We start from the raw sequence: 19,277 nt of genomic DNA on the forward strand, positions 1-19,277 counted from the left end.
AGGCTGGACAAGGGTTCCAGTCTCATAGACAAAGGCTATGTCAAGGTGGGAAGCAACCAAATCGATCAGATACGGGATAATGGGAGGGAGTACTTGCTGTCGGTATGGGATAGCTGCGGATACGACGCCACCACGCCCGGACATGCTGGAATATGGCCAGACCTTATATCTGGCGAATCGGAGCGGATTGTTCGCCTACCACCCGTTCGCCGATACCGCCGGCAACCTTTTCTGCAATGCCCCGGGGCATTACACGGGCGAAATCATGCGGTACGGCGATAGCATGGTGGTTTCCGATTCCGGCTATATGTACCGCATATCCAAACTGGGCGAAAACATCTGGCGCCCGTTCCCCCTTCCCGGCACCGTCGGCCTCACCACTTGCGCGCAAAACATCTTCTCCGGGTATTTCGTCACCAAGAACCAGAAAAAGGGGTGCTCCGTCCCCGATTCGATCAAAATCGAAATCGTCGATTTGAAAACGCGGAAATCCGTCTCCGCGCTCGACAAGGCGGATTACCAGTACCCCATCGATTACCGGACCTACCAGAACAAGCTCTTCGTGTCGCTGGGGCGGGAGGGGGGGATCATGGATATCGTTTCGGCAGAAATAAACGCGGTTGCGGGAATCCGGATAATATAAATGGCCCGAAGAAACCGTCGCCTATTGATTTGGCTCTCATGCTTGTTGGGTATCCCTCTGGCTTCGTTCATCCTCTTGTTCGCGGCGATATTGGCCTCGGGGATTTCCAAGGACATCCGCACCTGGAAGGCCCCCGAAGGCCTGCGGGCCGATGCCGGGCATTTGGATCCGGTCAGGGTGGGCGAAGTCATCCAAGTCCCCGCCGACTCGGCCGCCGCCGTCGCGCTTATCCGCCGCGCTATCGATACGGCGCGCGCGCGTAAGCTGAAGATTTCCATATCCGGGGCGCGCCATAGCATGGGAGGCCAGACGGTTTATCCGGATGGCATCGTCCTCGACATGCTTTCCCATGACCGCATGTCCCTGGATTCGGCGCCCGAAGGAGCCGCCCCGGGAAGCGCCGGCGGCATGCGGGTGACCTTGCGCGTGCAAACCGGAGCGCGCTGGTCGGCGGTGATCCGATTCCTGGACGCGCACGGCTACGCGGTGCGCATCATGCAATCGAACAATCCCTTTACGGTCGGGGGGACCTTGTCCGTCAACGCCCATGGTTGGCAGCACAACGAACCGCCCTTCGTCTCCAGCGTGGAGGGCTTCCGGCTCCTGGGCGCGGACGGTATGGTCAGGAATTGCAGCCGCAGCGAGAACGCGGAATTGTTCCGGGCCGCGGCCGGAGGGTACGGCCTTTTCGGGGCGATCCTGGACGCGGACGTGCGGGTGATGCCGAACCGCCTGTACCGGGCCGAGCGGTTCTCCCTCAGGTCCAAGGGATATCCCGCGCTTTACCATGCCCTGGTGGACGGGGACACTTCCTTGGGCCTGGTGTACGGCCGCCTTTCCATCGCCCCGTCCTCCTTCCTTTCCCAGGCGCTTCTGACGCGATACGTGAACGTCCCCGGGGTTCCGCCCCCGTTGCCGAAGCGCGAAGGCGGGGCCTCGTTCGGCGATAAGGTCAGGCACTGGGTGTTCCTGGCCAGCGTGGGCGGCGGCTTCGGGAAAGAAGTCCGCTGGCGACTAGAGAAAATGGTCGGAGGCGAAAGCGCCGCCCTGGCCACGCGCAACCGCATCCTGGACGATCCCATCGATCTCTTCGAGAACCACGACTCCGCCCGCACCCAGCTCCTGCACGAATACTTCGTGCCGCGCGATTCCCTGGAACCTTTCCTGGCCCGCGCCCGCCGCATCATCCCGGCCCACGGAGGCGATTTGCTCAACCTGACCATACGCAGCTTGCGGGCCGATACCGACGCGGTCCTGAACTATGCCCGCCAGGACGTGTTTTCCCTGGTGATGCTGTATTCCCAGCGCGTGACCCCCGAAGGGGAAAAGTCCATGGCGGCCATGACCCGCGAATTGATCGACGCGGCCCTATCGGTGGGCGGAACCTATTATCTGCCCTATCGCCTGCACGCCACCCCGGAGCAATTCGCGCGCGCCTATCCCATGGCCGATTCATTCTTCGCCCTGAAGCGGCGTTACGATCCGGAGGAATTGTTCCAGAACCGCTTCTACCAGGAATACGGGCATCCGGCCCATTAGCGCTCCCACCGGGCGCGCCCGCAACGGCTTTTCCGGTAAGGCTTTTCTTCTGGGCCGCGCCCGTTCCGATTGGTACTTTCCCGGTGGAATCCGGACGGGCCCCTGGTGTCCTATCCATGAACAAGGAGGAAGAAATGCAAGTATCCAGAATCCTGTCGCCGCTCGCCCTGGCGTTGGCTTTGGCCGCAGGCCCGACGCTGGCGGATGAACACTGCCACTGGGATGCCAAGCCAACCGAAACCGGAGCCAAGGGCGGATCCCCGGTGGAAAAGGCTACCATCAACGCCGATGCCGGCAAGCCGGCCGAAACGCGGGAGCGCTTCCCGGAAATCCAGCAGGCGGATCTGGTCAAGGCCCTTCATGACAAAACGGTTTTCGTCGTGGATGCCAACGGCAACGAGAGCTACGCCAGCGCCCATATTCCGGGCGCCGCCAGTTTCGACAAGGCAACCGGCCGTTTCTCCCGGGACCTGCCCGCCGACAAGGGCGCCTTGATCGTGGCGTATTGCGGCGGACCCGGTTGCGAAGCCTGGTGCGGCGCCGCGGACAAGCTGGAGTCCATGGGCTACAAGAACATCCGCCACTACAAGGGCGGGATCAAGGGGTGGAAAGAAGCCGGTCTGGAAACGGCATCGGCGAAGAGCAAGGGCTGAACCGGAAGCTCAGGGATTCATGGGCGAGGCGGCCTTGGGCCGCCTTTTCTTTTTGGGCCGACCTTACCGGGAACCTCGCCCGGTTCAAAACCGGACTTCAGCGAAGCGGAGGAAATACCGGTTGTCCCCCGCCGTGGCTCCCAGGGCCACTGCCGGTTGCAGAGCTATGCGGACGCGGTAATCCCAAATCGATTGGGTGGCGACCGGGATAGCGATCATTCCGGCGATGGTAATGGGGATCAGGAAAGGATCCAATTTCCCGTTGGAAAGGATCTTGCCGTCCAGCGCCGAGTGCAATCCCGTCGCCAACAATACCATGGCTGCATCCCCGACCAAAGCGGAAACGGCCGCCACCGGGGCGCCGTGCTTGTTCTCAAGCAATCCCACCGTCAGGGCTCCCAGGGAGTGGCCGATGGGCGCGCCGATCAGGAATCCGATCGCCGCGCCCCCGAATGCCGACCATCCGCATTCGTCGCTGAAGTCGGGATCGATGTTTTCCAGGCAAGATCGGTACGCCTGATGTGATCCGATGCCCGCCCCGATCCAACCCAGGACCAAAGCGCCCCCCAGGCCGCCACCGGCTTGGCCGGTCATCTGCCACGGCGTTTCCAGGGACAGGAAGGAAGGGCGTGAAGCCATCGGGACGGAGGCGGCGCCGGCCAGGACGGCGTTCAAGAGGAGTAGGAAATAAATCCGCTTCATCTCCATGAGACGCTCGAGCGCTTTCGTTTGTCCCATAACCTTGGGGCCGGCGTCCCGGAATGGTTATAATACCGTATATGAGAATCCCAGCTCTCCTCGCTTGCGCGGCGGCATCCCTCGCCGCCGCCGCCGATACCACCTACACCCCGGCCTACCGGGGCAGCGCCTTCGATACGGAACGGAATTCCGCGGCCTACCAGGAGGAGCACCGCGAAGGCTTCCTCGCCGGCAAGCACGTATGCACGCGCACCGACTTCCTGTCCCCCGGCGGCAAGCCCATGGCCATGCGCATCCTGGACTTCGGCCGCTTCGATTGCAAGCCCGATTATATCTTCCGTGATCTTCGTAACGGTTATGAAGAGGGCGCCGCGGTGGATCCCGCCAAAGGCGCGGCGGAGGTCCGCGTGCATTTCCGCGACTCGGCAAAGGCTCCCATCAAGGAGAAGCGCATCGAGGTGCCCGAGCCTTGCGTGATCAACGGCGGGGTCGGGGAATTCGTGCGCCAGCGCTGGGAAGACATCGCCGCGGGCAAGAAGGCCTCCTTCAACATGGTAATCCCGGCGCGGCTGGACTATTTCCGCTTCGAGGCCTACGTCGATCGCAAATACTCCCTTTCCCCGGCCGAATCGAAGGGCCGCCCTTACCTGCCCGTGGTCGTGGAGCCCAAGAACGCGGTCCTGAGCATGCTCCTGCCCACCATCGTGATGTACGAGGACGTGGCGACCAAGCGCCTTCTTTGCTACCAGGGCATCGTGAACGTGGCCGACGCCAAGGGCCGCAGCCTCCGGGTGCGGACCGATTACCCGAACCTGGGCCCTTAAGCCGGCCCGCGGCGATAAGACCCGCTCCAGGGGACATCCGTCCGATCCAAAACCACGATTCCCCAAATAAATGAAGGGAATAACTAGTTTTCGTGCCTCACCTCACAAAGGAAAGCGCACATGAGTTGGTATATAGCCGTGCTCAAGAAATACGCCGTGTTTTCGGGACGCGCCCGCCGCAAGGAATATTGGATGTTCTGCCTTTTCAGCATCCTGTTCATAATCGTGGCGATGCTGTTGGATAGGGTATTGGGAACGTCCTTCAAGGGCATGGGGTACGGATGGATCTATTCCATCTACGCGCTCGGGGTGTTGATCCCAAGCCTCGCCGTCAGCGTTCGGCGGCTCCATGACACCGGGAAAAGCGGATGGTTCATCTTCATCAACCTGATTCCCCTGATCGGGGCCATCTGGGTCTTGATCGTACTCTGTTCCGAGGGGAACGCCGCGGGAAACAAGTACGGGATGAATCCGAAACTTGCCGCATAGGCGGGCGGCTCGCATGGCCGCGAGCCGGCTGCCCGGGCCGACCTTGGGGCGCCACGCGCGACCCCTCCCGTCCGGGGACGGGCAGGAAGGGTAACCGATAAGCTACCGGTACTTCACGTAGCACACCTTGTGCTCGGTGAAGAACAGGATCCCGCTCGTCCCCGCCTCGGGCAGACCCGCGCCCGATTCCTTCACGCCGCCGAATTCCAATTGCGGCTCCTTGTAGGAAGACATGATGTTCACGTGGGCCAGGCCCACGTCGGTCTTCTCCATGAAGGTGAGCGCATGGCCCAGGTTCCGGGTGAAGATGGATGAGGCCAGGCCGAAGGGCACGTCGTTGGCCAGCGCCACCGCCTCCTCAAAGGTGTCCACCGTCATGACCGAAAGCACGGGTCCGAAGATTTCCTCCTGGGCGATGGTCATCTTGGGGGTGACGCCCGTGAACATCACCGGCTTGATGAAACAGGTTTTCTCGGAATCGTCCGCGGGCGCTTGCATGCTGGGATGCAGCTTCGCGCCCTCTTCCAGGCCCTTGCGGATGTATCCGAGGATGGTCCGCTTTTGCTCGGTGCCGCATACCGGGCCCATGCCGGTCTTCGGATCCATGCCGTCCCCGATTTGGAGCTTGGCGATTTCGGCCGCGAGCCTTTCGGTGAAAACGGGGGCGATGCCGCGCGTGACGATGACTCGGCTGGTGGAGGTGCACCATTGGCCCGCGCAGGCGTAGGCGGCTTTCGCGATGGAGGCCACGGCCAAGTCCAGATCCGCATCGTCCAGGACGATGGCCGGATTCTTGCCGCCCAGCTCGAGCTGGCAAGGCGTCAGGTTTTCGGCGGCCTGCTTTTGGATGCCCTTGCCTACCGGCGTCGATCCCGTGAAGGAGATGGCCTTGATGCGCGGATCGCCCACGATCACCCCGCCGACGTTGCGGCCGGAGCCGGTCACGCAGTTGAACACGCCCGCGGGGAGCCCGGCGTCGTGGAAGGCCTGGGTGAAGGCCAAGCCGACCCCGGGGGTGAGGCTGGCGGGCTTGAAGACCACGGTGTTCCCCGCCATCAGGGCCGGGGTGCATTTGCGGCCGGGGACGTTGAAGGGGAAGTTCCAGGGGGCGATGACGCCTACCGCGCCCCGCGGCTCGCGGGTCGAATAGGCCAGGGTCCCGCCGATTTCGACCGGCAAGGTCTTGCCCATCATGCGCATGCCTTCGGCGATCTGGAAATCCATTTCCTTGATGGCGGAATCGATTTCGCCCCGGGATTCGGCCAGGGTCTTACCGTTCTCTTTCGTGATCACCGTAGCGATTTGCTCGCGTCGTTCGACGATGAGTTGCAGCGCCTTCCTGAGAATGGCCTGCCTTTCCTGCGGCGACTTGGCGCGCCAGGGACCGAAGGCGGCATGCGCCGCGGCGATGGCCTCTTGGGTATCTTCCGGGGACGAGTCGGCGTAAAGCCCGGTCACTTCGGCGAGGTTGGCCGGATTCCGCTGCTCGAAAGTCTTCTGCCCGGACGCCTTTTTCCATTGCCCCTGTATGTAATTGCAGCCTTGCATTCTATTCATTCTCCCGTTTCATGCTGATAATGCGCTCCGGATCCGACGTCCGGGATTTTATCCGTGGTTCAGTATGTCCTCGATCCCGGAAATCAACTCCACCCGCCCGGCCATATCCCGGTACAGCGCCGGCGATACGGACATCTCTTCGAGATGCAGGGTGTTCGCGATGCGGATGACACGCAGCTCCTCGAAAGCCCGGCCGCCCGTAGTGCGCGTGGCGATATCAAAGGCATGCGCCATGTCGTCCGCGACGATGGGGGTCTTCCCCCGCTCCAGGAAGGTGGTGGTGATGACGTTCGCGTACATGGCCTTGAAATCGATCTTGTCGAACAGGTTCCGGGTGATGATGTCCGCCAGGCCTACGCCTAAAGCGTTCCCGTGCGACTCGGGGGAAAGGTCATCCGCGATGATGCTTCCGATTTCCGGCAAGTCCGGCTCGGGGGAGCCCTTCACGCGTATCCGTCCGATGATGTTGGTGTCCATCCCGGTCCCGCTCAGGTTCTTCCCGATGGTATCGACGATGAGGATGTCGATGCGCTCCGCGGGCAACTTCGGCATGCTGGCCACGGCCAGGCGGAGCAGCTCCGGCTCCTCCGCGAGGATGGCCTCCGGCTTCTGCGCCCGCACCCGCATGGTATCGTCATGGGCGTCTTCGACCACCGCCAGGCTGAAGAGGATTTTCCCGGTAGCGAAGATTTCCTTGGCGGCCAGGGGAATCAGATCCCTTAAGCCCCGCACCCCCAGCCCATGCATGATCTTGGCCTGCTCATGGTTGCCCAGGCCCACCACGCTCATCTTGACCAGGCCGCTTTCATAGGTGGAATGGAAATCGGTATGCGGCTTGATCCGGTTCAACAGCACCACGCCATCCGCTTCGAAAGCGGTTTTTCCCATGAACAGTTTATGGGATAAACCAGGCGCGGGGATCTCCGCCACGTCCATGGATGAGACGATGGGCACGCCCAGGGCCGCTTCCGTGATACCCAAGCCGGCCAGGATTTCCGCTTGGCCGGCCGCGTTCGCGCCGCCGTGGCTGCCCATGGCGGGAACCACGAATGGCTGCGCGCCCTTCGCCTTGAGGAAGGCGATCAGTTCCCGCGTGAGCAGCGCCAGATTGGCGATGCCGCGGCTGCCGATGCCGACCGCGATGCGCGCGCCCGGCTTCAGCCGCAAATCCAGCGCGGCCAATTCCAGGCGCAGGGCTGCGGGAAGATCGGCGATCTTCTGGGAAGGGAAGCTCTGCCGGATTTTCATGCCCGGCAGCCGGATGGATGCGGGCACCTGGGACGACGGCCTTCCTTGAGCGGGGCCGGCCTTGGGAAAAGCGGTTTTAGTCACGCTCGACCCGGCCATGATAGGCCTTGCGGTAAATGGCTTCCGCGTCCTGCAATTCCACTTTGCGCGGATTGTTGTCCATGAGTCGCGTCACCAAGAGCGCCGCTTTCGCCATTTCGGGAATGGCCGACTCGGGGATGCCCAACTCCTGCAGGCTTTGCGGGATGCCGCAGGCCTTGGAGATTTCCCGGATCTGCATCACCCCGTTGAAAGCGGTCTCTTCGTCGTCGCGGCCCTTGGGGGCGCCCACGGCGATGGCGATTTCCGCGTACTTGCGCAGATTGCCCTGGAGATTGAAGACCATGACGAAGGGAAGCAGGACGGAATTCGAAACGCCATGGGAAACCTTGAAGGTACCCCCCAGCGGATAGGCCATGGCATGCACGGCGGCGGTGTTCACGGGTCCGAGGCAGAGGCCCCCGTACAAGCTGCCGAGGGACATGGCCGTGCGGGCCTCGAGATCGGCGCCGTTGCGGATGCAGCGCTCCAGGCTGGCGGCGATGAGGCGCGCGCCTTCGATGGCCAGGTTGTCGACGATGGGATGGGCGTGGCGGTTGGTGTAGGCCTCGATGCAATGGGTCATGGCGTCCATGCCGGTGGCGGCCGTGACCGCGGCGGGCAGGGACAATGTCAAGTCCGGATCGACGATGGCGACGTCGGGGATGAGGTACGGGCTGACCACGCCCTTTTTCAGCTTGGCCTGGGTGTCGGTCAGGATGGCGATGGGGGTGACCTCGCTTCCCGTGCCCGCGGTGGTGGAGACGGAGATGAGGCGGATGTTCCGCCCGGAAACCTTCCCGACGCCGATGATGTCTTGGGTCTTCTGCTTTCCGTCGAACAGCACGGCCACCAATTTCGCGAGGTCCATGGCGGATCCGCCGCCGATGCCGACGATGGCGTCCGGGGAGAAGGCCCGCACCGGGGCCAACAGGATTTCCAAGGCTTCCAAGGGCGGCTCGGGGACGACCTCGGTGGAGACGAGCACGGATTTGCCGGCTTTTTCCAATTCGGCAACCAGCGGGTTGATGCGGGCGCGGATCGGGGCGTCCACGAGGATGAAGATGCGGTTCTGGTTTTTGAGATGGTGCGGAAGGGTGGCAAGCTTGCCGCTTCCGAATTCGATGCTATTGGGCACATTCAGGGTCAAAGGGGCGATCATCCGGGTTTCCTTTTATCCGTTCAACGCGGGTCCACGCGCCGAAAATCAGGGAATGAATCTAATATAGCGAGAAGCCCCCGGCTCCGGTCGTGATCGCCGCGGCGGTCGCCCTCCCCTTGGTTTCGCGCCGCCAAAGAGTCCTTAAGGGCGGCTATTTTTTGCTTTTATCGCAGGTTCCAAACCAGACGGCCCGCCCAGCCCCCGTCCGGCATAGGCGCAAGGGAAACTTGAGGCACGCCCTTGCGCGGCGCGCGCGCGAGGTTGAAGCCGATTAAGGCCCCGATCGGCGCGCCCGCCATCGCTATCATGCTGGATTGAAACCAGGCGTCCTCGTTCCGGAGCCGGGTGACCAGGGCCGTGCCGCCGAAACCAATCGCGCTGCCCAGTAATGCGGAAGCATAGGTCACCTTGAGCGATCCGGAGTAATTCTCGTCCGTTCCGAATCGATAGACCCCGTAGGGAAAGGCCCCGGCAAACCCGAGGATGCCTCCGATGAAAGCGCCCCCGATTCCCGCGAAGCCGCAATCCTCCCCCCATACGGCGCATCCGGCCGCAAGCATCCCCGCACCGGCGGCTCCGCCCAGCAGTAATCCCCCCGATCCATAAGCCATACCGCCCAGGATCTGTTTCCCCAGTCCCGGAGGTTCGGGGCGATCAGGAGCTTGCGGCTCCGCGGCGGCAATGGGCGGTGAACCGCTCTCCAGGTTGGGCGCGGCGGGGCTTTGCGCCCTCGCGGCGCTCATGGAAAGAAGGGAAATGAGGAGCATCGGCATTTGAGCGCATGGCACATTCTTCATCGAGCTTGACCTACTTCAACGCGGTATCGAAGGGAATCCTATACCATCAGGTCCATTGGACGAGAACCGGAGAAGGAATTGTTCCGAACGGAAAGGACGCGCTAGGCCGCAGGGGTTGTGTTAGCCTGGGTTCGATGGTCTATCATCCCTGGCGCGGCTCGAAAGGGACGGCCCAGGAAGGGCTGGCCTTATCCCTATTCGTATCCCCCCACTCGAGCTGATACTTATCCTGCAGGGTCTGGCGCCAGGCGGTTGCATCCGGTTTCTCCAGGCCGTAGACCTGCATTCCGAGTTGAAGCAGGAATCCCCAAACGGCTTCGGCCCGCAGAAGCGGTGGCGGCCCATCCGGATCCGGCCCGAATTCCTTGTAGAGCAGATGCAGGCGAAGGTCATTCCCTTCCTTGCTGCCGGGCAGGGGCGGCTGCCGATACTCGAAGGGCACGCGATAGAACCCCCGCTTTTCGAAGGCGGGCGCGGTACCGTCTTTGGGATCACATTCAATGAACCATCCCTTCGCCCCCATCCGGTCCCGGAGCATGGAATCCTCCACGGCGGAGATCAGGCCGGCAAGATGGCCTTTGCGGCGCTGATCGGGGCTTAGCGCCAAATAACCTCCGAATCCGAACCCGGGAAACGTAAAGAAGGAAACCATTCCGATGCTTCCGATATCGGGTTCGGCCGGATCCGAAACCGCGCAAAGGTGGTAGGCGCAGGTTTCGGTCTTATCATTCCGCTTTTTATTTCGTTCCCCCTGCTTGTCCAATGCCTTCGTGAATTCCTGCTTCGCAATCGAGGTCTGCGTCTTGCCCGCGAAGGCCTCCTCATAAATCCGCATGGAGGCGTTGAACGCCCCGTCCCCCGACGCCTGGCATTCGCGTAGCTTCATGCGGCTATGCGCCTGATCCAGGTACTCTCCGAACGAAACCAAAGGGACATTCGGGGACCGGGAAAGGCTTTTAGACATGAACTTATAGGCGTCTTCCATTTCAGGTTTCTCGATCCGCATGGCCCAGAGCATATAGGCCTTGATAACCTCCCTTAGTCCGTCGACCTTGATGGACCCGTCCGTCTCCCAGAGGGCTCCCGCATTGGCAGCGCCCTCCCCCTGCATGCGTTTCGCCATGAGCAATAAATGCGTCACCTATTTTCGTCCCCACGCCTTGCTTACGCCATGCCGGATGTATGGCGAGGAATTCGATAACTCCGGCATTGGGTTCCGCGAAGTAATCGCAGATTGAGACAGCGACGGGATTGCCTTGGTCCAACAAGGCCAACACATGATAATTGTTCCGTCCGTACCAGCCGGATCTTTTTTTCACGAGGTAAGCGACGATGTTTTTCAACGACTCGCGCTCGTCGGGATCCGGAAACTCCTTCTCGTACAAATGCTTGTAAAGCTTGGACAGGAGACTGAGGTCGGCACGGCTCGCCTGGAATTCATGAGCTTCGAATTCCAGTCCGGCAGGGCGGGACACCTCTTTTCGCCCTATCTCTCTCTTGAACCGGCTGACCCACCCGGGAACATGGCACGCCGACAAGTCGCTCCCTCCCAACGGGGCATCCGGATTGACGCGTTTCCTGAGATCCTCATGCTCCTTACGTTCCAAGATCATCCGCAAGTAGTGGCTGATCGTGAAGCCCGGGAAGCTATGGATTGGTTTGGACGCGCAACCCGTTTCGTCGATGGCGCAGACAAGGCGGCACCGGAAACGGGAATCGTTTTCTTGCGCTTGCTCCAGGAACCGGATGGTTTTCTCGGCCAACCTTTCCTTGAAAAAGGTAAATGCGCCTTCATCGAAGAGATTGGCATGCTCGTAGATGGGGATCAATCTCTGCCAAGGATCCGATGGCGGTATTCCTTCGGGCCATCGGGAAGATTCCGTGACTTCGAGCATCAGCCAGATGTAGGCCGAATAGTATCCGGATGAATCATTGGAACCAAGTGACCCCTTCTCCGCGTGGGTCACGTATTCCAGGAGCAGGCCGGATTCATCCGAATCGAGTAAGGAGGATTGGGCGCGGGCCAGTTCCCCTTCGTCCATGCTTTCGCACCAGATGGGAACGCCGGTGAAGACGACGCGGGAGCCTAATGCCGGACGGTGCGGTTTCGGGATCAGATCGGCCGTGGCACGTTCCATTTCCAGTTTCCCGAGCACGGAATTCCGCTTGGAGTAGGGAATGAACACCGGAAGGGAGTTGTTCTCGTCGCCATAACCGAATTGCATCGCGATGCCCCCCTGCCAGAGGTTACAAGTGCAAAGCGGGATGCTGGGCCCCCATAACAGCCACGTGTCCATGATGAAACGGTTCACCATGGGACGGAAGTCCCCTTCACTAGAATCATACTGATCCAGGATGTGCTTCCAATCATCTTCGAAATGGGCCAATAATCCAGTGACCAAGTGCAGCGGCATCAGATATCCGTCCGGAATCTTGACTTGGCAGAAAAAACGGCCGCGCTCCGGTTTCGTGAGGGGGGCGGCGGCAAAATGGAACAGGAAGCGGAGATAATTGCGGATCTCATCCTCGGCTTTGTAAAAGGCGAAGGTATTGGGCAAGGTGATGGTCGGCCGTTCATGGTCGGGGGTGTACGCCAAACTGCGTAGTTCATCCCGGATCTCGCGTTTCCACTTCTTCAATTCAGCGGCATACTCCGAATTGATTTTCTCCTTGGTGGATGGATCGCGGCTGTTATCCTTGACGGGACGAGGCTTGAGGATTTCCAACTCCACGCGCAGCCGAACGACCCGGAACAGGCTATGATTGGCCAACAGCTGCATCGCGCATCCGAACATTTCCCATAGGACTTGCCACCACGGCGTGATCTTCTTGCTGTTTAGGCAATGGCGTAGGATCTGGAACGAGGGCCGGATTTGGTTGCGGAAAACAAAGGTCCCTCCTCCCAAGGCCAGAGATACTGGGAATATTGACCAGTAGTGTGCCCCGAAGTGCCATGTACCCTTCGCTAGATTCCAAAGGCTTTTCAAGATGTGCGCGAGGCCGTTCGGGATTTGCCGGACGATTTCCAGAAGTTTCAGGATTCGGTGCAGCATCGCGCTCCCCAGGTTTACAACGTGAGTTCCGTCTCGGGCCAGGCCCACAAAACTAATCGATTCCAATTAATGCGAATGGGCAATCTACCTTCCGGTCGCCCCCCGTAGAGGATGGCGGCTCGATTTTTACTTGGTCCCATGGGTAGGTTCGTAGTGCTCCTCGCCCCGCGCGATGTAAATCGCCCCATCCGGCCCGGTAATCGATCGGAAGATAAAGGACAGCTCGCTACCGGGAACATCGCTTTGGAAAGGCCGGATCGAAATGCGCACAGGCTAATAGGTTGCCCAAGCATGCCCCGGCCCTGCGAGCGCTTTTTCCTTAGCCAGGGGGCTTGGCGGATGCACCGGACGATCGCCCCGAAAGGGCTTCCTTCCCCCGAATATCATCGTCGAATATAGAGCCTGGTCGCCGGGAATAAAGGGTGCCACCGTGTCCTGGCCGTCGGAGCCGGAATCCGGGCGCCAGGGTTCGCTCTACGAGCGGAAATTCCGCGCAGGAGGAATCGGCCGCCATGCCACTGACATAATAAATGGCCACCACATAAAATGGTACTGTTTTTGTCCGTTTGACCCTTATAGGTTATCGCCGGTACCGAACGGTACGAACAAAGGAGTCCGCATGAACTGGTCCAGGTTGACGATATGTTCCGCGCTCGCGACCGTCTCACTCGGCGCATTGTCCGCCGAAGCGAAGGTCCTCTCCCATTTCAACGGGAATGGGGCCTTCGCCGACGCGTACTTCCAAGGCGACGGGGGAGGCAAGGATTATTCCAGCATCAATGTCACGCAAGGAGGCACCCATCAGGCTCCCGCGACCGATCTCAATTACTATGCGGCATTCTGCGATACCGCGTCCACGATCTGTTCGGGCATATCGGGCAACGGCCAGATTCCCAACAAGGATTTCTCGGCCTCCGGCAAGAGCGCATCCCTTTCCACCAATACGGCTTCGAATCAGAATTTCTACGCCGTAAAGTGGACGTACAACTACGCCACCCAGGAGTATTCGGAATCGCAAATCAATCTGGGGGTTATCGCCGTGAATTGGAAATCCAGCGGGCTTTCCTCGTTCCGGTCCACCGGAACATCGACCAGCACCTACCTGAACACCACGTGGAAATCCACCGGCCAATCCAGCTACACGGATGCCGCGGCTTCGGGAACGGTGGGCGGGACGCCCTTGAACGCCGCCGGCGGCAGCATCGGTACCAACTCCAACAACGACATCGTCATCGAACGCAATTGAAATGATTGCCCCGGGAAGGCGCCGAACCGCTTTCCCGGGGCCTTCGAAACCTCACGCAGGAACGCCCGTTCGACAAGCGCATGCCAACAGCGCCTCGCGCATCTGCGCCGATCGCGGGGGTTTGCTGAGCACGCGGAATACGTAGGGCGGGATTTCGCCTTCGGAAAGCATGCGTTGGCCCCAGCCGGTCAGGAGGATCACGGGCGCGGAGGCCCGGGCCGCGTGGATGGCGGCGGCCACCTTGCGGCCGTCCACGTAGGGCATGCCCAAATCGGTTACGACCACCTCGAAGGGATTTCCGTTCGCCTCGTCGGCCTTGAAGGCGTCGATGCCCGCTTGCCCCCCATTGGCGGTGATTACCGTATGCCCATCACTGGACAGGATGTCGTACAGGGACTTGAGGAGCAACGGATCGTCGTCGATGACTAACATCCGCATGGGCGGCGGGAGGGTCGGGATCTTTCGCGCCGTTTCGGCGACCGGGGCGGCGGGAAGCGGGAAGAGAAGCCTGAAGGTGGTTCCGGCGCCCGGGGCGCTTTCGATTTCCACCTCCGCGTTATGGCGCTGCATGACGCCGTATACCATGGCCAACCCGAGACCGGTGCCTCGTTCGCCTTTGGTGGTATAGAACGGCTCCAGGCAGCGCCTCCGCGTTTCCTCGTCCATCCCGGTGCCGGTGTCGGCCACTTCCAGCAGCACCTGGCGATTGGGCCCCAGACAGGTCCGCAGGGTCAGGGCCCCTCCGTCCGGCATGGCGTCGAAGGCGTTGAAGAAAAGGTTGGTGAGGGCTTCGCGGACCTCGCCTTCGATGCCCATCACCACAGGCAGGTTTTCGCCTAGGAGGGTCTCGATGCGGATCACCGCCCCGCGTTGTTGCGGTATGTCATGCCAGCGCGCCCGGGTCAAATCGATGACCTGCTGCACGGCGAAGTTGAGCTGCACCGGGGAGAGTTCGGTTTCCGACGCCCGCACGCGGTGGAAGTCCCGCAGGCGCGCGACGGTGGCCGCCACGTCGTCGATGGCATTGGAGATGATCTTGAGGAAGTCGCGCACACGGACGCTCAGGTTCGGCTCCTTTTCCAGGAGGAACTCGGTATACAAGGTGACCGGAGAAATGGCGTTGTTGATGTCATGGGCGATGCCGCTGGCCATCTGTCCCAAGGCCCGCAAGCGTTCCTGCTGCATCACCGCCTGCTGGGACTGCTTGATGTCCTCGTAGGCCTGGTGGAGGGCGCCGTAGAGGTTGGCTTGGTGGGCGGCCAGGCCGGCATGCTCGCTCACTTGCCTCAGGAATTCGCACTCCATGCTGCTGAACTTCTCCGTCCCTTTGCGGGCGGCCACCAGCACGCCGAAAACCTGGCTTTCCACGATCAAGGGGGATAGCACCAGGGAATGGAGTCCTTGTCCGGCCAGGGCCTTGGGGAAAGGGAAGTCGACCCGGGAAATGTCCGGTTCGTAAACCAAGTGGCCTTGCACGCAGCGCGAGAGCCCGTTCTGATCGAGGGGGATGGCGGTCCGGCCGGAGATCTTAAGGGCCAAGGCCGCGGGCGCGCTCTTGGCGCCGATCGCGGACACGTTCAGCGCTTGCGCCGCGGCATCGTATTGGCACACGCAAACGAAATCCACGGGCAGATCGTTTTCCACCGACCCGGCGATCACCTGGAAGATGCTGGCGAGGTCCAGCCTTTCGCCGATGGCGCGCGTGACGCGGTTCAGCAATTCCGTGCGGCCGATCTGCTCCTGGATCTGGTCCAGCATGCCGTTGAAGGAATCCGTCAGCAGACCCAGCTCGCCGGCCCCTTGCTTGGGAGCGCGCACCGAGTAATCCCTGCGCGTCGAGATTTCGCGGGCCGACTCCATCAGCCCCAGGATAGGCGCCGAGATGAGGCCCTGCAGGCCCTTAGAAAGGAGGTAGGCCAGCAGGAAGGCCACCGCGGCCGTCAATCCGGCCACCGTCGCGTACAGCCTGAGCCGCGCGTAAAACGCCTGCGTGTCCGACTCGATATAGAGGGTACCCAGGCGACGTTTGCCTTGGACGATAGGCTGCAAGCCGACCAGATTGGCGGTACCGAAACGGAAACCGTCTTCGGAAGGCGCGTGGGGCAAGGCAGCGATGGGCAGATTTTCCGGATACGAGGAAAACAACTTCCCTTCCGCGTCGTATAGGGCCGCGGCCACGATGTGCGGCTCCGCTTTCAAGGCGGAGAGGATTTCCGCCGCGCCGCTCTTGTCATCGAAAGCGAGCACCGCCGTGCTGTTGTTGGCGACCAGCTTGGCGAGGGTCGTCAATTGCTGCACCATTCCGCTCCGGAAGGTCACGAACTCATAGGTCGAGAACCCCAGGCAGGCGAGCGCCAGCACCGCCCCGCTCGTCAGGAGCATCATGAACATCAGTCTCCGCCGCAAGGGCATGTTCTTGAGGGGCATGCTTCAGCCCTTTCCCGGTTCGACGATATCCGCCAGTCGCAGCAACTTGGAACTCACGGTGAGCTTGGCGGCGCGGACCGTCCCCACGTTGATCTGGAGGCGGATTTTGCCTTGCCGGGTGATGAGATCGATCATGCCCCCGCGCTTGGAGAATTCCCCCGAGTCCCCGACCGTCAGGATCATGCGGTCCTTCAAGGCGGCCGCCACCGTATCGAGCCGCCGGGAATCCGCTCCGCCTACGAAAAGCAGCTGGCAGTCCCGCGCCGAATCGATGTCCCGGAAACGCTTGACGATGATGGGATGGCCGCCGGCCTTCTCCCCGCGCACCACGTCGTCGAGGTACTTGTCGAACGGATCCTGGCCGAGGATCCCGATGACCAAAGGCGCATCGGGCTTCGCGAAGGCATCCGCCGGCCAGTCGATGAATTGGGTGAAGTTGTAGAGGAATACGGCCTTGACCTGGTATTCCAAGACGGGCGCCGGCGCGGCCACCGCTCCCCGGGCCAACGCCAGGAACAGGAGGAGCGGGCCCAAGGGTCCCGTTTGCCGCCATCCCCTGCTCAAAGGCGCCACGCCACCTTACCGGAAACCGAGCGGGGGATTTCCTCGCGTTGCGGGCCGGATCCGAACTCGGGATCATGGTCGTCGGCGAGATCGCGCCCGTACACGGACGCTTCCAAGCCGCGGTGGCGCCAAACGAGCCCGGCGCTGTAATTCATCCTCGGCTGCACGTGCGGGTCGGGCAGGCTGCTCACGTAATACCCGGATACGTTCACCTCGAACCCCGCGGGCAGATCCAGCATGGATTGGAGGGAGAACTGATGCGCCGGATCATTCCATTTCCCGAACGGTATCTCCAGATCGGTATGCCCCGATTTTTGCCACACGTCGCTTTCCATGTAGGTGTATCCGCCCCGCAACTTCCACCAACTGGCGGCTTGGAAATCCCCCGAGACCTCCGCGCCCCGGGAATCCGCGTCCAACCCGTTGCGGAACTCCAGGCCCAGATTGGGGACGTCGGCGAATTCGAGCGACCTTAATCCGTCGTATTGGTTGTAGAAGGCGGCCAAGGAAAGGGAAAGCCTTGGCATGGGTTGCACCCGGTATCCGAGCTCATACGCCAGGAGCCCCTCGGAATCGAAGTCCGGGCCGCCGGCATAATGGAGCGTAGGGGCGGCGTAAGGGGGCGTCGGAGCGAAGAACTCCACGTCGATCCGGCTGGGCGTGCGGACGGCCCGGGACACCGCGCCCCACAAGGTCTGCCGGGCATCGGGCGACAAGGCGATCCGTGCCGAAGGCTGGAGATTGAATCCGGAATATTCCTCATGCTCCAGCTTGGTGCCCAAGGTGAGCTTCACGCGCCGGGACAGGAGCGCGATCTCGTCCTGGACGAAAGCGTTGAAGCGGCTCAGATCCTTTTCGGCGGGGAGGAAGGAAAAATACGGAACGTTCCCCACCTCGTCCTGCATCCATCGGTACCCCGCTCCCCACATGACATTCTGCCGGCTCCCGAGCGGAAAGCGGTGATGGAAATCGAAATCGTACGTCTTAAGCTCATCCGTAAACGCGACCGCTGGCGTGAAAACGGCCTTCCGCCAGGTGCGATCGAAGTAAACCTGGGCTTGCAGATCCGACTCAGGCGAGAAAGCGTGCGTCCAGTTGGCGAGAACGTCCTGCCCATTGAGGTCGGTTTCGCCCGGGCCCGGCGACTGGAAATCCGAGCCGTACATGTCCCCCTGCACCATGAAGCCGTCCGCTTCCGAACGTCGCCAATCCATGCGGAAGCCGCCCTGGCTCAAGGCCGAGGGCTCGTGGGTATCCTTCCCCCCGGCATTCACCAATCCGTCGCGATCGGCATGACTCCCGTAAATGCGATAGAAAAGGTTGCCCGTCTTGCCACCCGAGCGGGCCTCCCCGAAATCCCTGAGCAGGCTGCCTCCGCCGCCCGCGAGATACAACCCTTGGGTTTCCTCCGCCGACTTGGTTACGATGTTGATCACCCCATTGACGGCATTGCTTCCCCATAGGGTGCCGCCCGGGCCGCTGATGACTTCGATCCTGTCCACATCCTCCAGGAGCACATGTTGGGCATCCCAGAAGACGCCTGAGTACAGCGGCGTGTACACCGTGCGGCCGTCGATCATGACCAGCAGTTTGTTGGCGAAAGTGGCATTGAAACCGCGCGCGCTGATGGCCCATTCCCGGGTACTCAACTGGGCCACTTGCAGATTGGAGGCCAGGCGCAGGGCTTCCGGTAGTGAGGTCGCCCCGGAACGGCGGATATCTTCCCGGGTGATGACCTGCACGGCGGATGCGGCTTCATTCAGGTTTTCGGGCCGCTTGGATACCGAGGTGATCTCGAGATCCATCAGTTCTTCCAGGCTCATCTTTTTCAAATCGCCTGTGGAGAGGGATGAGCCGTCTCCGCCTCGGACGGCGCTTATCGCCAGGGCGATGGCCGTTAGCGCGATCCTTCCCGGGAATAGGTATCGATAGGCTCTATCCACGCTCTTCCCCTTGGGCGCCATCCGGGATTCCCCGATGTTACGCTAACACCTTGAAAGTATGCGATGAAAACCCGGTCAGATGGGATCTGGTGGGAAAAGGAATTCAGCAAAACACGCACAAGCTGTGCGTACTGAGGGCATGAACAATTTGGTGGCGCACCATTAATAGTGTTGCGGGCGATGAGGTACGGAGCAGGTTGTCCGGCTGGGATATGCCGGGCATCGGAGGCAAGCGGTCCCGGCCTTGGAATGAAAGCGGGACCACGCCGGGAGCCACTACGGAAGCTCTTTGAGCAGGATATCCTTGAACTCGCAGGGCTGGCTTTCCGATTGGATCGAAAGATATCCGCTCGTG

General features: G+C 61.4%; 15 protein-coding genes. 6 read left to right on the plus strand and 9 right to left on the minus strand.

The genetic code is table 11. From position 1 onward, the window contains the following. The first annotated feature begins 142 nt into the window (after positions 1-142). The 3 genes from JF616_20315 to JF616_20325 all read left to right on the plus strand — a co-directional run bounded on the left by JF616_20315 (position 143) and on the right by JF616_20325 (position 2,835). Positions 143-643 (plus strand): hypothetical protein, encoded by a 501-nt coding sequence (locus JF616_20315; GenBank protein MBW8890106.1) that lies wholly within the window; start codon positions 143-145, stop codon positions 641-643. Next, a complete protein-coding gene (locus tag JF616_20320; GenBank protein ID MBW8890107.1) occupies positions 644-2,182 on the plus strand; it encodes an FAD-binding oxidoreductase in 1,539 nt (512 codons plus the stop codon). A gap of 134 nt (positions 2,183-2,316) precedes the next feature. Further along, entirely contained in the window at positions 2,317-2,835 is a 519-nt protein-coding gene (locus JF616_20325; GenBank protein ID MBW8890108.1) for a hypothetical protein, read from the plus strand. An 84-nt stretch (positions 2,836-2,919) separates the two neighbouring features. Here JF616_20325 and JF616_20330 read toward each other — a convergent pair whose 3' ends face one another. Then, on the minus strand, positions 2,920-3,573 hold the full coding sequence (locus tag JF616_20330) for a hypothetical protein (GenBank protein ID MBW8890109.1): 654 nt from the start codon (positions 3,571-3,573) through the stop codon (positions 2,920-2,922). A gap of 41 nt (positions 3,574-3,614) precedes the next feature. Here JF616_20330 and JF616_20335 point away from each other — a divergent pair, with 41 nt between their 5' ends. Both JF616_20335 and JF616_20340 read left to right on the plus strand, forming a co-directional pair. Next, on the plus strand, positions 3,615-4,358 hold the full coding sequence (locus JF616_20335) for a hypothetical protein (protein ID MBW8890110.1): 744 nt from the start codon (positions 3,615-3,617) through the stop codon (positions 4,356-4,358). A gap of 120 nt (positions 4,359-4,478) precedes the next feature. Beyond that, the gene (locus tag JF616_20340; protein MBW8890111.1) at positions 4,479-4,847 is read left to right on the plus strand and encodes a DUF805 domain-containing protein; all 369 of its coding nucleotides are present in this window, start codon (positions 4,479-4,481) and stop codon (positions 4,845-4,847) included. 102 nt (positions 4,848-4,949) lie between these two features. On the opposite strand, the gene JF616_20345 is transcribed toward JF616_20340, so the two are convergent. The 5 genes from JF616_20345 to JF616_20365 all read right to left on the minus strand — a co-directional run bounded on the left by JF616_20345 (position 4,950) and on the right by JF616_20365 (position 12,469). Further along, complete coding sequence (locus JF616_20345; protein MBW8890112.1) at positions 4,950-6,404, minus strand: aldehyde dehydrogenase; 1,455 nt, start codon at positions 6,402-6,404, stop codon at positions 4,950-4,952. Positions 6,405-6,452: 48 nt separating this feature from the next. Beyond that, positions 6,453-7,667 carry a DUF362 domain-containing protein gene (locus tag JF616_20350; protein ID MBW8890113.1) on the minus strand — a complete coding sequence of 405 codons (1,215 nt, stop codon included), beginning with the start codon at positions 7,665-7,667 and terminating at the stop codon, positions 6,453-6,455. Between the two features lie 61 nt (positions 7,668-7,728). After that, positions 7,729-8,892, minus strand: a complete 1,164-nt coding sequence (locus JF616_20355) for an iron-containing alcohol dehydrogenase (GenBank protein ID MBW8890114.1) — start codon at positions 8,890-8,892, stop codon at positions 7,729-7,731. A 164-nt stretch (positions 8,893-9,056) separates the two neighbouring features. After that, positions 9,057-9,665, minus strand: a complete 609-nt coding sequence (locus tag JF616_20360; GenBank protein ID MBW8890115.1) for a hypothetical protein — start codon at positions 9,663-9,665, stop codon at positions 9,057-9,059. A gap of 1,010 nt (positions 9,666-10,675) precedes the next feature. Next, the gene (locus tag JF616_20365; GenBank protein MBW8890116.1) at positions 10,676-12,469 is read right to left on the minus strand and encodes a GNAT family N-acetyltransferase; all 1,794 of its coding nucleotides are present in this window, start codon (positions 12,467-12,469) and stop codon (positions 10,676-10,678) included. Positions 12,470-13,361: 892 nt separating this feature from the next. Here JF616_20365 and JF616_20370 point away from each other — a divergent pair. Then, positions 13,362-13,988: a hypothetical protein gene (locus JF616_20370; GenBank protein MBW8890117.1), complete on the plus strand. Its 627-nt coding sequence runs from the start codon at positions 13,362-13,364 to the stop codon at positions 13,986-13,988. Between the two features lie 51 nt (positions 13,989-14,039). On the opposite strand, the gene JF616_20375 is transcribed toward JF616_20370, so the two are convergent. Genes JF616_20375 through JF616_20385 form a run of 3 tightly spaced genes read right to left on the minus strand, consistent with a single transcriptional unit; the run spans position 14,040 to position 18,922 of the window. Continuing rightward, positions 14,040-16,415: a response regulator gene (locus JF616_20375; GenBank protein ID MBW8890118.1), complete on the minus strand. Its 2,376-nt coding sequence runs from the start codon at positions 16,413-16,415 to the stop codon at positions 14,040-14,042. Between the two features lie 3 nt (positions 16,416-16,418). Further along, positions 16,419-16,949 (minus strand): YfiR family protein, encoded by a 531-nt coding sequence (locus JF616_20380; protein MBW8890119.1) that lies wholly within the window; start codon positions 16,947-16,949, stop codon positions 16,419-16,421. A gap of 26 nt (positions 16,950-16,975) precedes the next feature. Next, positions 16,976-18,922, minus strand: a complete 1,947-nt coding sequence (locus JF616_20385) for a TonB-dependent receptor plug domain-containing protein (GenBank protein MBW8890120.1) — start codon at positions 18,920-18,922, stop codon at positions 16,976-16,978. Between the last annotated feature and the right edge of the window lie 355 nt (positions 18,923-19,277).

The organism is Fibrobacterota bacterium (assembly GCA_019509785.1).
In the GTDB taxonomy this organism is placed as follows: Bacteria; Fibrobacterota; Fibrobacteria; order UBA11236; family UBA11236; genus Chersky-265.

What these genes read in the sequence shown, in the direction of transcription:
- JF616_20370 (MBW8890117.1), top strand. Translation starts at nt 13,362, where the DNA reads ATGAACTGGTCCAGGTTGACGATATGTTCCGCGCTCGCGACCGTCTCA.
- JF616_20315 (MBW8890106.1), top strand. Translation starts at nt 143, where the DNA reads ATGCTGGAATATGGCCAGACCTTATATCTGGCGAATCGGAGCGGATTG.
- JF616_20340 (MBW8890111.1), top strand. Translation starts at nt 4,479, where the DNA reads ATGAGTTGGTATATAGCCGTGCTCAAGAAATACGCCGTGTTTTCGGGA.
- JF616_20345 (MBW8890112.1), bottom strand. Translation starts at nt 6,404, where the DNA reads ATGAATAGAATGCAAGGCTGCAATTACATACAGGGGCAATGGAAAAAG.
- JF616_20375 (MBW8890118.1), bottom strand. Translation starts at nt 16,415, where the DNA reads ATGCCCCTCAAGAACATGCCCTTGCGGCGGAGACTGATGTTCATGATG.
- JF616_20325 (MBW8890108.1), top strand. Translation starts at nt 2,317, where the DNA reads ATGCAAGTATCCAGAATCCTGTCGCCGCTCGCCCTGGCGTTGGCTTTG.
- JF616_20320 (MBW8890107.1), top strand. Translation starts at nt 644, where the DNA reads ATGGCCCGAAGAAACCGTCGCCTATTGATTTGGCTCTCATGCTTGTTG.
- JF616_20365 (MBW8890116.1), bottom strand. Translation starts at nt 12,469, where the DNA reads ATGCAGCTGTTGGCCAATCATAGCCTGTTCCGGGTCGTTCGGCTGCGC.
- JF616_20355 (MBW8890114.1), bottom strand. Translation starts at nt 8,892, where the DNA reads ATGATCGCCCCTTTGACCCTGAATGTGCCCAATAGCATCGAATTCGGA.
- JF616_20335 (MBW8890110.1), top strand. Translation starts at nt 3,615, where the DNA reads ATGAGAATCCCAGCTCTCCTCGCTTGCGCGGCGGCATCCCTCGCCGCC.
- JF616_20360 (MBW8890115.1), bottom strand. Translation starts at nt 9,665, where the DNA reads ATGCCGATGCTCCTCATTTCCCTTCTTTCCATGAGCGCCGCGAGGGCG.
- JF616_20330 (MBW8890109.1), bottom strand. Translation starts at nt 3,573, where the DNA reads ATGGGACAAACGAAAGCGCTCGAGCGTCTCATGGAGATGAAGCGGATT.